The organism is Actinomyces israelii (assembly GCF_030253495.1).
GTDB classification, from domain to species: domain Bacteria; phylum Actinomycetota; class Actinomycetes; order Actinomycetales; family Actinomycetaceae; genus Actinomyces; species Actinomyces israelii.
Genome location: NZ_CP124548.1, coordinates 680,325 through 693,755, shown reverse-complemented (window position 1 = coordinate 693,755; position 13,431 = coordinate 680,325). Strand labels below are relative to the sequence as shown.

The window sequence follows — 13,431 nt, the reverse complement described above, 5'->3', positions numbered from 1 at the left end:
CCGGGCGCCGTATGGTGGAGGGGAGCGGAGCGCACCGCTCGCCGTACCTTCTGCGTTAAGGAGCTTTCTGCCATGACCTACCCGCCGTCCTCAGGTTCACCGTACTCGACCGACCCGTCCCGGTCGGCGGGTGCGGACGCGGCCCCGCAGTCGGGGGGTTACAGCCCCGGCGCCCCGGCGGGCGCGGATCCTGGTGGCACGGGCCCGGGCGGCTACGGCTCCTACACGGGGCCCGGCAGCACGGGGCCCGGCACGGGCCCGGGCGGCGCGGGTCCCGGCACGGGCCCTGGCGGCGCGGGTCCCGGCGGCTACGGCCCCGGCTTCCAGACCGGCGCGCCCGGACCGTTCCCCGGTCCTCAGCCTCGCGAGGCCAAGAGCCGCAGGGCCCCGGCCATCCTGCTCGGCAGCGGCCTCGTGCTCGGCCTGGTGGCGCTGGTCATCGTGATCGTCTCGGCAGGCCGGTTCGCCACCATCGACTCCTCACTGTCCCCGATCGACGCGACCGGCGCCACGACCAGGACGCTGTCCGCCGGTTCCGCCTACGGGCTGTACAGCAGCTCCTACTCCGCCAGGTGCACCGTGACGGGACCCGACGGCCGGGACGTCCCCGTGACGCGCCCCTCCTCGAATATCACCATTAACAACGAGCACGAGTTCGGCATATTCACCGCGACCGCCTCGGGCAGCTACACGATCTCCTGCACCTCCTCCGACACCTACATCGGCGACGACGCCGAGGCGGGCTCCTTCGTGGGCGCCATCCTCGGCTTCATCGCCGGCATCTTCGGCCTCATCGCCAGCGTGCTCCTGTTCATCATCGGCCTCGTGTGGTTCCTCTCGCGCGGCCCGCGCGGCAAGGTCGCTCTTCGGAAGCGGGTCGTCGTCGAGTACAGCGGAGGCGGGCAGCCATGACGGCCTGGGGCCGGCCGCAGGAGCAGGACCGCGGGGCGGCGCCGGCGATCCCGGCCGCCGAGCCGCCTCCCAGCGGCCCCGGCGGCCTGACCGCCCCGCTCACCGCCTACCGTCGGGCCAGGCGGCTCCCGTGGAACCTGCTCCGCGCAGGTCTCGGCCTGCTGCTGATCGCCATTGTGACGCTCATCATGGCCGTGCGCCTGACGCCGCCGAGCTCCCCCGTCACCGTCCCCGGCGACGGCAGCACGCGGGGCTTCACTCTCCTGAAGAACACCCCGTACGGCTTCTACTCCGACGACTACAGCCTCACATGCGAGGTGGTGGACCCGGCGGGCGAGTCCCTGGCCCTGTCGAGCACGGTGAGGAGCTCCGCCCACTCCCCCCTCCAGGTCCTCGGCTTCCGCTCCACGCAGGCGGGCCTCTACAGCGTCTCGTGCAGCGGCACCGGCGAGATCATCTTCGACACCGCAACGGTGTCCCCCGAGTCCAGGCGCTCCTTCCACCTTGCCCTGGCCGCGGGCGCCACGGGCATCGTCGCCGTGCTGCTCATTATCGTCGCCTCCCCCTGGCTCCTGGTGCTCAGGCTGCGCCGGCCTCGTCCTGCTCCGAGCGCCCCGGTCAGCGGTCCGGCGCCGGGCGCTCCTCGGCCGCCGGACGCGCCGGGTCCCGCCGGTGCGGCGCCGTCCGCCGAGCCCGGCGCCGCGCCTGTCGCGCCGCCGACGCCCGGCGCCTACGGCCTGGCGCCCCAGCAGGTCGTCTACCGCCCGATGCCGCCGCCCCGCGAGCCCGACGGATCCTGAGGAGCCCGCCGTCGCCGGGGACCCGGCCGACGGCGGCCCGCGCCCGGGTCACGACCGCGAAGCGGTCAGCTCGACGCCGGCGGCGCGCATCTCGGCGCGCGCCGCCTCGCCCAGCTCGGGGGACACCGGCTCGGTCAGGTCGGTGAGCACGCGCACGGCGTAGCCGCGCCGCCGGCCGTCCAGCGCGGTGTCCTTGACGCAGTGCGACTCGGCAAGCCCGACGACGTCGAGCGCCTCGATGCCGGCGCCGGCCAGGATCCGGTCGAGGTCGGTACCGTCGTCGGTCACGCCCTCGAAGCCCGAGTAGGCGGCGGAGTACTGGCCCTTCTTGACCCGCGCGTCCGGATGGAGCCCGGCCAGCGCGGGGTGGAGCTCGGCCTGGGCGGTGCCGGCGACGCCGTGGGGCGGCCAGGTGTCGACGAAGTCCGGCGTGTCCGAGAAGTGGGGGCCGGGGTCGATGTGCCAGTCCTGGGTGGTGACCACCAGGCGGTAGTCCTCCCGGTGGGCGGCCGCGTAGGCGGCCACGCGCGCGGCGACCGCGTTGCCGCCGGCGACGGCGAGCGCACCGCCCTCGCAGAAGGTCGGCTGGACGTCAACGATGATCAGGGCCCGGCTGCCCGCAGTATCTGTCATGACACATACTGTATCCCGGTCCGCCGTCGTCGGGGCCGTCTCAGGCCCGACGGTCCCGCAGGGCGAGAGCCGCGCGGTAGACCTCGTTGGGGCGCAGGCCCGCCCGCCCGGCCGCCTGTCCGGCCGCCGCCTTGAGGCGCATGCCGCCGTCGGCGAGCCTCAGGGCCTCCCGGGCAGCGGGCTGCGGGTCGACCGGCCGGGCGGGCGCCCCGGCGACGACGATGACGACCTCGCCCAGGACGGCGTCGGCGCTCGCCTCCACGAGCTCGCCCAGGCTCGCCCGCCGCACCTCCTCGTGGGTCTTGGTCAGCTCCCGGCACAGCGCCGCCGGGCGCTGGGCGCCGAAGACCTGCGCCATGGCGGCCAGGGTCCGGTGGGTGCGTCGCGGCGACTCGAAGAAGACCATGGTGCGCCGCTCCGCCGCCAGGGCCGCAAGGGCGCGGCGCTGCTCCCCGGCCCTGCGGGGCGGGAAGCCCTCGAAGGTGAAGCGGTCGCTGGCCAGGCCCGACACGGCCAGGGCCGCCAGCACGGCGGACGGGCCCGGCACGACGGTGACGGGCACGCCCGCGTCGGCCGCGGCGACGACGAGCCGGTACCCGGGGTCCGACACCGAGGGCATGCCGGCGTCGGAGACGACCAGGACGCTGCGGCCCGCGCGCGCCTGGTCGATCAGCTCGGCCGCCCGGGCGCGCTCGTTGTGCTCGTGGAGGGCGAGCAGCCGCCCGCCCACGCGCACGCCGAGGCGCTGGGCGAGCGCGAGCAGGCGCCGGGTGTCCTCGGCGGCGACGACGTCGGCCCGCTCGAGCCCGGTCCGCAGACGGGCGGAGGCGTCCCCGGCGTTCCCGATGGGGGTGGCGGCCAGGGTGATGGCGCCGCGTCTCGGCGCGTCGCAGGAATCGGGCGCAGCGGCCGGGCCCGAGCCCGACCCCTGCGGCGCCGCGGCCCGCGCCGCCCGGGTGTCGTCATTCATGGCCCCCAGTATGGCGGCACGCCTAGACTCACAACCGTGACCTCGCGCAGTGTTGATTCGGTTGATTCGCCAGACGGCGCCTCGGGCGCCTCAGCCAGCGACCCATGGCCCGTCGACAGCCCCGTTCCCGTGATATCCGCACAGGAGCCTCAGGAGGCGACCTGGGCGGAGGAGTCCGGGGAGGCGCCCCGCTGGACCGCCGTCGAGAACTCGGCGTCGGAGGCCGGGGGCGAGACCGGCGCCCCGCACGCGGAGGCCGCCGGCGGCCCGGTCCCGGGGGCCAGGCGGTCCGAGGACGAGCTGCGCACCCGGCTCGGCCTGCAGCCCGGGGACTGGAGCCTGCCCGCAGCCGTGAGGCTCAACGGCTGGATCGCCACGGCCGTCACGGGGATTCTCGCGGCGCTCATGCGCCTGGTCGGGCTGAGCCACCCGCACTCGCTCATGTTCGACGAGATCTACTACGTCAAGGACGCCTATGCCCTGTGGCACAACGGGTACGAGTCCACGTGGGCGGCGAAGTCCGACGAGCTGTTCGCGCGGGGCGACTTCTCGGGGCTCACGACGGAGGGCTCCTTCGTCGTCCACCCCCAGCTCGGCAAGTGGCTCATCGGCCTGGGCATGCAGGTGTTCGGGCCGGAGTCCTCGTTCGGGTGGAGAGTCGTGCCCGCGCTCGCGGGTGTGGCCACCGTCGTCCTGCTGACCCGTCTGACGCTGCGGCTGACGCACTCGCCCCTGCTGGCGGGGCTGGCCGGGCTCCTGCTCGCCATCGACGGCGTGAACCTGACCGAGTCCCGCATCGGTCTCCTGGATATCTTCATCGGGCTGTTCGCGACGCTGACGGTGTACTGCCTGGTGCGGGACCGGGAGTGGTCGCGTGCAAGGCTGGCCCGGGACCTGGCGGGCACGGCCGCGGGTCATCTCGCGCCGAGGGCGCACCTGCGACCGTGGCTGCTGGCAGTGGGGGCCGCCGCCGGCCTGACCTGCTCGATCAAGTGGTCGGGGCTCTATCTGCTGGCGGCCATCGGGATCCTGGTGGTGGTGTGGGACACCACGGCGCTGTATCGCGCGAAGGTCAAGACCTGGTTCCTGGAGGGCGTCATCGCACGAGGAGTCGGCGACTTCCTGCGCGTGGTCCCGATCGCCTTCGCCGTCTATGCGGCGAGCTGGTGGTCCTGGTTCCTGCATCCCAAGGCCTATGAGCACGGGTGGGCGGCCGCCCAGCGGGCCGCGGGCGGCACGGTGGCGCGCTCCTGGCTGCCGGACTCCCTCAATGACTTGGTGGAGTACCACCTGGTGGCCTACAACTTCCACGTCCACCTCGAGAGCACCCACCCCTACATGTCCAAGCCGATCAGCTGGCTCGTGCAGTGGAGGCCGACGTCCTTCTACTTCCCCACCGGCAGCCAGCTCTCCGGCCAGAGCTGCGGCACCGCCCACTGCGCCCAGGCCATCACCTCCATCGGCAATATCCCGGTGTGGTGGTCCGCCATTGTCGCCCTGGTCTTCGCGGTGGTGATCCTGGCGTTCGAGAACCGGGACTGGAGGGTGTGGGTGGCGCTCATCGGCTACGTGGGCCTGTACCTGCCCTGGTTCCTGTACGGCAACCGGACGATCTTCACGTTCTACACCGTGGCCTTCGTCCCGTTCGTGGTGCTGGTGCTCGTGCTCGCCCTGGGCTCGGCGATGGGGATGCTCGCCCCTGTCCCGGGCTCCCACGAGGCGGCTCACGAGAAGCGCCTCATCCAGGTCGGGTGGATCGGTGAGGGCAGGCCGCACCCGCGGGGCGCGCTGGGCGCCTACCTGGGCTTCGGCGCGCGCCCATCGCGAATGCGGCTGTCTCCGGAGTGGACGGGGGTGCCGACCTGGCGGCTTCACGGTGAGGGCGTCGTGCTGACCGCGATGGTCGTGCTCGCGGCGATCGTGTTCGCGCTGCTGTGGTGGCCGCTGTGGACCGGACAGACGGTGTCCTACGAGTTCTGGCACTGGCACATGCTGATGACCTCCTGGGTCTGAACCCGGCGGATCCACCCGGATCCGGACTCGGCGGATCGGCGTCCCGCGCCCCTGCCCCGCCGCCCGTCCCCTGTCGTCGAGATCGGTTCAGCCCCGGCTCGAGATCGGTCCGGTCGTGTTCCATTGCGGGGGACGCCGGAACGCCGTGGCTGCGGGGGCGTGGTCGCCGACTCGTGCGGTTTCCGCGGCCGGAGCCGGCTCACGGGGAGAGTGCGTGTGGGCGCGCGGGGTCGGGGTCTGACGCTCTCGTCGGCGCGCAGGGTCGGGAGCCCGTCATGACATTGGAGGGTCACGGCGCCGCATGTGTCGAGCAGATCCCTGCGATCATGTGGCACTCTGATGGAATAATCCGCCTGGTCCCGGTTCTCCCGCCGCGTTGCCCAGGGGCGTGGCGGACCGGCATGCGGTGCGGCGCGACGGCTCGCCCGCCGCACTGTCTGGTCGGCCCGCCGGTCGCCTGCGGCGTCATCGGCGCGGGATGCGGGTAGGCGCGGGGCACCTCGGCGTCCAGGCGATGTCCAGGCGATGCGGGACGCGGGGGACGGCATGAGCGGGGTCGGCCCGGGCCCGCGGCGCCCCGGGCGTCCGAGTGGGGCGGGCCGGAATGTGAATACGCCTTTGCAGCGTCAACCGTCGCTGATGTTCAGGGGGCTGCGCATGTGTCGTCCGCCGGTTCGGCTCAGGTTCGTTTGTCTGGTTTTTATCCGGCTTTGTGATGTGTGGTGGTGGTTCGTGTGGTGTGTGTAGGCCCCTGCCGGGGCGGCCGCGTCATCGCGTTGCCGCCCCGGCAGGGGTCTTTCTCTTGTGTGGTCTCGGCGGTGTCCTGCTCTTCCGCGTCTGGTTGGGCGCAGTACCATTGGCGCTGGGGGTCTTAGCTTCCGGGTTCGGGATGGGTCCGGGCGTGTCCTCCCCGCTGTGGCCGCCGAGGGGTCTGTGGTGGGGTGCGTGTTGTGGTGTGGTTGTCGTGTGGTTGTGGTGTGGTGTTGTGGTGTGGTTGTTGTGGTGTGGTTGTGGTGGTTGGTGGGTTGTGGTGGGTGGGTTGGTTGTGGGCCGTATAGTGGACGCGGTGTGTTTCCCTGGTGTTTGGTCCCCTCCCTTGTGTTTGTGGGTCTTGGCCCGTGGGTGGGGGGGGTGTGGGTGTGTTTGTGTTGGCCTGTTAGTACCAGTCGGCTGCGCCCGTTGCCGGGTGTTCACGTCTGGCCTATCGACCCAGTGGTGTTCTGGGGGCCTTCCAGGAGGTGTGCTCCTGTGGAGACCTGGTCTTGAAGGTGGTTTCCCGCTTAGATGCTTTCAGCGGTTATCCTTGTCCGAACGTGGCCAACCAGTGGTGCCCCTGGCGGGACAGCTGGCGCACTAGAGGTTCGTCCGTCCTGGTCCTCTCGTACTGGGGACGGGTCTTCTCAAGTCTCCTGCGCGCGCAGAGGATAGGGACCGAACTGTCTCACGACGTTCTAAACCCAGCTCGCGTGCCGCTTTGATGGGCGAACAGCCCAACCCTTGGGACCTGCTCCAGCCCCAGGATGCGACGAGCCGACATCGAGGTGCCAAACCATGCCGTCGATATGGACTCTTGGGCAGGATCAGCCTGTTATCCCCGGGGTACCTTTTATCCGTTGAGCGACGGCCCGCCCGCGCGGGGCCGCCGGATCACTAGCTCCTGCTTTCGCACCTGCCCGACCTGTCGGTCTCGCAGTCAAGCCCCCTTGTGCGCTTGCACTCGCCACCTGGTTGCCGACCAGGCTGAGGGGACCTTTGAGCGCCTCCGTTACTCTTTGGGAGGCAACCGCCCCAGTTAAACTACCCGCCAGGCACTGTCCCTGGCCCGGGTCACGGGCCGAGGTTCAGGCGCACGCCACGGCCGGAGTGGTATCTCAACAACGACTCCGCCGCCGCTGGCGCGGCGGCATCACGGTCTCCCACCTATCCTGCACGGGCCGTGGCGGACGCCAATACCAAGCTGTAGTGAAGGTCCCGGGGTCTTTCCGTCCTTCTGCGCGTAACGAGCATCTTTACTCGTAGTGCAATTTCGCCGAGCCCGTGGTGGAGACAGCGGGGAAGTCGTTACGCCATTCGTGCAGGTCGGAACTTACCCGACAAGGAATTTCGCTACCTTAGGATGGTTATAGTTACCACCGCCGTTTACTGGGGCTTGAACTCACCCCTTCGCCCCGTGAAGGGGGCTGAGGGATCCTCTTGACCTTCCAGCACCGGGCAGGCGTCAGTCCGTATACATCGCCTTGCGGCTTCGCACGGACCTGTGTTTTTAGTAAACAGTCGCTCCCCCCTGCTCTCTGCGGCCCTTCCCCCCAGCCCGCGCGGGGCCTCAGGGGTCGGGCCCCCCTTCTCCCGAAGTTACGGGGGCAATTTGCCGAGTTCCTTCACCACGGTTCGCTCGCCCGCCTAGGCATACTCTGCCGGACCACCTGTGTCGGTCTGGGGTACGGGCGGCCCGCACCATCGCGTCGAGGCTTTTCTCGGCACCTCAGGATCACCCTGCTGTCCCCCGCCGCGCCGCGGCGGGGTCACCATCACGCCTCGCCCCCGCCCCCCCGGTAGGGGGGGCAGGCCCCCGGATTTGCCTGGGGGCCGGGCTGCGCGCTTGAACGGGCCAAGCCATCAGGCCCGCCGGGCTACCACTGTGCGTCACCCCTGTTAACACGCTTGCCTACCAGCACGGAGGACCCCCAGACCACCCGCCACAGGCCCCCGGGGACGCCCGAAGGCGACCCGCGGACCGTCTCGTGGCCGGCGGCGTGGGTTAGCACCCGCGCGTCAGCATGGTCGGTACAAGGCCGGTACGGGAATATCAACCCGTCATCCATCGACTACGCCTGTCGGCCTCGCCTTAGGTCCCGACTCACCCAGGGAGGACGAACCTGCCCCTGGAACCCTTGGTCTCTCGGCGCCGGGGACTCCCACCCCGGTCTCGCTACTCATGCCTGCATCCTCGCTCCCGCACCGTCCACCCGCGGGTCACCCCCGGGCTTCACCCAGCGCAGGACGCTCCCCTACCACCCGCCCCCGCACCTGAGCAGGGGGGCGGGTCCGCGGCTTCGGCGGCGCGCTTGAGCCCCGCTGAATTGTCGGCGCACGACCACTCGACCAGTGAGCTATTACGCACTCTTTCAAGGATGGCTGCTTCTAAGCCAACCTCCTGGCTGTCACCGCAGCCGCACATCCTTTCCCACTTAGCGCACGCTTAGGGGCCTTAGCCGACGGTCCGGGCTGTTTCCCTCTCGACCACGAAGCTTATCCCCCGCGGTCTCACTGCCACGCTCCACCCGCACGGCATTCGGAGTTTGGCTGACCCCGGTAACCCTCACGGGCCCCTCAGCCACCCAGTAGCTCTACCTCCGCCGGGAAGCACGCGACGCTGCACCAAAATGCATTTCGGGGAGAACCAGCTATCACGGAGTCTGATTGGCCTTTCACCCCTACCCACAGGCTCATCCCCCCGGTTTTCAACCCAGGTGGGTTCGGTCCTCCACGCGCTCTTACACGCGCCTCAACCTGGCCATGGGTAGATCACCCCGCTTCGGGTCCGCACCACGCAACTCCACCGCCCTGTTCGGACTCGCTCTCGCTACGGCTCCCCCACACGGGTTAACCTCGCCACGCAGCACGACTCGCAGGCTCATTCTTCAATAGGCACGCCACCACCCCACCACCCCCCGGCGGCGCACAGCCGCAGCACAAGGAGGACGGCAGGGCCCTGACGGCTCGCAGGCGCCCGGTTTCAGGTACTCTTTCACTCCCCTCCCGGGGTACTTTTCACCATTCCCTCACGGTACTCATCCGCTATCGGTCACCAGGAGGTATTCAGGCAGCCAAGCGGTCTTGGCAGACTCACACAGGATTCCACGAGCCCCGTGCTACCACGGGAACACGCCCACACGCCACCAGCCAGGTTCCGCCTACAGGGCTCTCACCCGCTACGGCCCGCCGTCCCAGACGGTTCAGCTACCCAGCCAGCACAACGCCCCCCACCACGGCGGCAGCAGGAAACAGGCACGCCCCAACAACCCCGCCGCCGCAACCCCCGCCGGGTCTCGCACGACAACGGTTTAGCCATCATCCGCTTTCGCTCGCCACTACTCACGGAATATCCTCTCCTACGGGTACTGAGATGTTTCACTTCCCCGCGTAACCCCCCGCACCCTACACAAATCAGGCACGAGTGACGCGGCACGACCCGCGCCGGGTCCCCCCATTCGGACACCCTCGGATCACAGCCCGCCAGCCGGCTCCCCGAGGCTTATCGCAGGCCACCACGTCCTTCATCGGCCCCTGATGCCAAGGCATCCACCGAACGCCCAAAAAACAAGCACAACCCAACAAAACACACAAAGAACAAAGATACTCGCGTCCACTATACAGATCACAACCAACCCGCCCACACCAGCCAGCCACCACCCACCCACCACCCACCCCAGGGGCCCCCACCAGCCACAAAGCCGGCAGGAACCACAACAGGCAGACAGCAGCAGGCAACCAGCCAGCCACGACAGAGCCACCAACGGGACGCACCGCCCCAGAACCCGACAGCGCACCCCCACCAGCCCCCCGCCCCCACCAGCACACGCACGCACGCACGCACCAGCAGACAGCCACAGGCAACCAGCAGACACCCCGCACACCACAGCAGCCACACACACAGCGCAGCACACACCACAGCACACAGGACGCGTCCCCCGCACCACAGCCAACCCACCAGGAACCACCCAGCACACACCAAGCAGCCCCCGCAACCAGCAGACAGACCCCACACCCCCCACCCCACCAGCAGCCGGCCGGCACACGCCAGCACACACCCGGCAGGACAGGAGGCAGCCAGCCCAGCAGCCTCCCCAAAAGCTCCCTAAAAGCTCCCTAAAGGCTCCCTAGAAAGGAGGTGATCCAGCCGCACCTTCCGGTACGGCTACCTTGTTACGACTTCGTCCCAATCACCAGCCCCACCTTCGACCGCTCCCCACAGGGCCACGGGCTTCGGGTGTCGCCGGCTTTCATGACGTGACGGGCGGTGTGTACAAGGCCCGAGAACGTATTCACCGCAGCACTGCTGATCTGCGATTACTAGCGACTCCAGCTTCACGGTGTCGAGTTGCAGACACCGATCCGAACTGAGACCGGCTTTAAGGGATTCGCTCCGCCTCACGACATCGCAACCCACTGTACCGGCCATTGTAGCATGCGTGAAGCCCAGGACATAAGGGGCATGATGATTTGACGTCGTCCCCACCCTCCTCCGAGTTAACCCCGGCAGTCTCCCGCGAGTCCCCGCCACAACACGCTGGCAACACGGGACAGGGGTTGCGCTCGTTGCGGGACTTAACCCAACATCTCACGACACGAGCTGACGACAACCATGCACCACCTGTGAACCGGCCCAAAAAGGGAGGCCCCCGTCTCCAGGAGCAGCCGGCCCATGTCAAGCCCTGGTAAGGTTCTTCGCGTTGCATCGAATTAATCCGCATGCTCCGCCGCTTGTGCGGGCCCCCGTCAATTCCTTTGAGTTTTAGCCTTGCGGCCGTACTCCCCAGGCGGGGCACTTAAAGCGTTAGCTACGGCGCGGAGGACCCGGAAAGACCCCCCACACCTAGTGCCCAACGTTTACAGCATGGACTACCAGGGTATCTAATCCTGTTCGCTCCCCACGCTTTCGCTCCTCAGCGTCAGTAACGGCCCAGAGACCCGCCTTCGCCACCGGTGTTCCTCCTGATATCTGCGCATTCCACCGCTACACCAGGAGTTCCAGCCTCCCCTACCGCACTCAAGCCAGCCCGTACCCACCGCACGCCCCCAGCTGAGCCAGAGGATTTCACGGCAGACGCGACCAGCCGCCTACAAGCCCTTTACGCCCAATAATTCCGGACAACGCTCGCGCCCTACGTATTACCGCGGCTGCTGGCACGTAGTTAGCCGGCGCTTCATAACCCGGCTACCGTCAGCCCCACCACAAAGAACAGGACCTTCTTCACCGGCGAAAGAGGTTCACAACCCGAAGGCCTCCATCCCTCACGCGACGTCGCTGCATCAGGCTTCCGCCCATTGTGCAATACCCCCCACTGCTGCCTCCCGCAGGAGTCTGGGCCGTATCTCAGTCCCAGTGTGACCGCCCACCCTCTCAGGCCGGCTACCCGTCAAAGCCTTGGCAGGCCATCACCCCACCAACAAGCTGATAGGCCGCGAGCCCATCCCCCACCAAAACACCACAAAAGTGAATCTTTCCCAGCCACACCATGCGGCACAGCCAGAACACCCCGTATTAGCCACCCTTTCAAGCGGTTATCCAGAAGTGAGGGGCAGGTTACTCACGTGTTACTCACCCGTTCGCCACTGACCCACCCCGCAAAAAACAAGGCAGACCCGTTCGACTTGCATGTGTTAAGCACGCCGCCAGCGTTCGTCCTGAGCCAGGATCAAACTCTCCAAAAAAAAACAAACAAACCAAAAAACAACAACCAGCCACAACCACCACCACACACCACCCCACACAGGACAGCACACAGCAGCAACCACAACCAGAAAACAAAACCACCAGACAAAACAAGCCCACCCACCAAAAAGCAGGCAAACCATGGCACAAAAAACAAGCACACTATCGAGATCTCAAACAACACACCCACAAGAGGCAACCGACCGGCCTGAGCCGACCACCGCCCCATAAGGCACCGGACTAGACTAAGCAGATTCGTCTCCGCCAGTCAAGCTCTGGACCTTGCGGCCCTCGTCACTTGCTCTCGGAAGACCGCCGCCGCGCCGGATCGCTCCGCCGCAGCCCGTCAATCTCCTCCGGTGGCGCCACCACCCGGGCTGTGACCCGACGTGGCAACGCAGAGTACTTTAACCGCCACGACGGTTCGCCCGTCAACTCGGCCCACTATGACGTACAGCACGCAGGGGACGGCTCCGCGACTCTGTCAAGCGCTGCGATCGACCTCGGGGGCCGGCGGCAGCGCGCAACCGAGACCGCGAGGAAGATTCTTGCGGCACCGCCCTCGTCCGAGCTGCGGGGCCGGCGGTTGCCCTGCCGGCCCCGCCCCCGCTCGACCGGTGGGCCGACACCCGGATGCCCGACGGCCCGTCGGTGGTGATGACGATGCCCCGCCCCCGCTCGACCGGTGGGGCCGTAGGGCGCATGGCCCCCGTCCGCAGCCTCGGGGCGGAGGCCCTGGCCCGACCACGGCTCGAGCCTCATGGCACCGCCCGACTGCGCGAGAACCAGGCTGGTGCCCCCCGACCGGCGCAGAGTGGGTAATTAGGGGGAGCCCCCGACGGGGTCGGGGTGCCCTCTCGCCCAGAAAATCGCGACATTCGATACTGGGGGAGCCCTCGACGGGGTCGGGGACTCCCCCACGACCGGCGCAGAGTCGGATGGAGTCGGATAGATTCCGTCCTCACAACCGTTGACAGATGATCTCAGCAAGCTCGGCGGGCTTGGCGTACATCGCGCTGTGTCCGCAGTCGAGCCGGAGCCGACGGGTGCGGTCCGGGAGCAGTGCGACGTAACGACGCTGCTGGGCCGGGGTGACAGCCCGGTCATGCGTTGTGTGCACGTACGTCAGATCAATGCCATCATCGAGCCGGTACTCGACTGGCGTTCCCAGCACGGCGCCCGGTTCTCCCACGAGCCGCGACAGTATCGTGTCCCGATCGGCAGAGCTCAGGCCGTTGCACAGGAGGAACCGGGCAACCATCTTGGGCATGACGACCCGCGGTTCTCCGATTCGCAGTGGGCGACGGACCAGATAGAGCGGTTTCGGCAGCAAGTCCCAGCAGCAATACCCCTGCGGAGGAACAAGAGCTGAGACGAACAGGATACCCGCGACTCGATCGGAGGCCCGACTGGCGGCCGCCACTGCAACGAGCCCGCCAAGCGAGTGCGCAACGATCAGCGACTTGCCAGCTGTCGCCCGTATCGCTGTGTCGACCCAGTTATCGAATGTCGCCGGTATCGGAGCGGCCCCTGATCGTCCGGGAAGGTCTACAGCCACCACGTCGCAGCCCAGGAGAGGAAGAACTTTCTCCCAGCACCACGAGCCAAGCATTCCCCCGTGCACCAGCACGACACGATCATATGCCATACCGCCTCCGATCGCTCAC

General features: G+C 68.3%; 6 protein-coding genes and 3 rRNA genes. 3 read left to right on the top strand and 6 right to left on the bottom strand.

The window, feature by feature from the left end:
• Nucleotides 1-72: 72 nt before the first annotated feature.
• Nucleotides 73-912, top strand: coding sequence for a hypothetical protein (locus AIF0345_RS02690; protein WP_285297063.1), 840 nt, complete (start codon nucleotides 73-75; stop codon nucleotides 910-912).
• Nucleotides 909-1,712 carry a hypothetical protein gene (locus AIF0345_RS02685; protein ID WP_285297062.1) on the top strand — a complete coding sequence of 268 codons (804 nt, stop codon included), beginning with the start codon at nucleotides 909-911 and terminating at the stop codon, nucleotides 1,710-1,712. The genes AIF0345_RS02690 and AIF0345_RS02685 overlap by 4 nt, the downstream gene beginning before the upstream one ends.
• A gap of 48 nt (nucleotides 1,713-1,760) precedes the next feature.
• Here the strand turns inward: AIF0345_RS02685 and AIF0345_RS02680 are convergent, their stop codons facing one another.
• Together AIF0345_RS02680 and rsmI are read right to left on the bottom strand one after the other, a co-directional pair.
• On the bottom strand, nucleotides 1,761-2,345 hold the full coding sequence (locus AIF0345_RS02680; protein ID WP_285297061.1) for an isochorismatase family protein: 585 nt from the start codon (nucleotides 2,343-2,345) through the stop codon (nucleotides 1,761-1,763).
• A gap of 40 nt (nucleotides 2,346-2,385) precedes the next feature.
• On the bottom strand, nucleotides 2,386-3,315 hold the full coding sequence (rsmI, locus tag AIF0345_RS02675; protein WP_285297060.1) for a 16S rRNA (cytidine(1402)-2'-O)-methyltransferase: 930 nt from the start codon (nucleotides 3,313-3,315) through the stop codon (nucleotides 2,386-2,388).
• Between the two features lie 129 nt (nucleotides 3,316-3,444).
• Here rsmI and AIF0345_RS02670 point away from each other — a divergent pair, with 129 nt between their 5' ends.
• Entirely contained in the window at nucleotides 3,445-5,328 is a 1,884-nt protein-coding gene (locus AIF0345_RS02670; protein WP_268918418.1) for a dolichyl-phosphate-mannose--protein mannosyltransferase, read from the top strand.
• An 810-nt stretch (nucleotides 5,329-6,138) separates the two neighbouring features.
• On the opposite strand, the gene rrf is transcribed toward AIF0345_RS02670, so the two are convergent.
• The 4 genes from rrf to AIF0345_RS02650 all read right to left on the bottom strand — a co-directional run bounded on the left by rrf (nucleotide 6,139) and on the right by AIF0345_RS02650 (nucleotide 13,394).
• Nucleotides 6,139-6,255 (bottom strand): 5S ribosomal RNA (gene rrf / locus AIF0345_RS02665).
• Between the two features lie 209 nt (nucleotides 6,256-6,464).
• Nucleotides 6,465-9,657, bottom strand: a 23S ribosomal RNA gene (locus AIF0345_RS02660).
• A 555-nt stretch (nucleotides 9,658-10,212) separates the two neighbouring features.
• Nucleotides 10,213-11,763 (bottom strand): 16S ribosomal RNA (locus AIF0345_RS02655).
• Together the 16S, 23S and 5S rRNA genes form the textbook arrangement of a ribosomal RNA operon.
• A 962-nt stretch (nucleotides 11,764-12,725) precedes the next feature.
• The gene (locus AIF0345_RS02650; RefSeq protein ID WP_285297059.1) at nucleotides 12,726-13,394 is read right to left on the bottom strand and encodes an alpha/beta fold hydrolase; all 669 of its coding nucleotides are present in this window, start codon (nucleotides 13,392-13,394) and stop codon (nucleotides 12,726-12,728) included.
• Nucleotides 13,395-13,431: the final 37 nt, after the last annotated feature.

Bases quoted from the DNA above. Each gene is read 5' to 3' on its own strand.
- AIF0345_RS02690 (WP_285297063.1), top strand. From the start codon at position 73: ATGACCTACCCGCCGTCCTCAGGTTCACCGTACTCGACCGACCCGTCC.
- AIF0345_RS02685 (WP_285297062.1), top strand. From the start codon at position 909: ATGACGGCCTGGGGCCGGCCGCAGGAGCAGGACCGCGGGGCGGCGCCG.
- AIF0345_RS02680 (WP_285297061.1), bottom strand. From the start codon at position 2,345: ATGACAGATACTGCGGGCAGCCGGGCCCTGATCATCGTTGACGTCCAG.
- rsmI (WP_285297060.1), bottom strand. From the start codon at position 3,315: ATGAATGACGACACCCGGGCGGCGCGGGCCGCGGCGCCGCAGGGGTCG.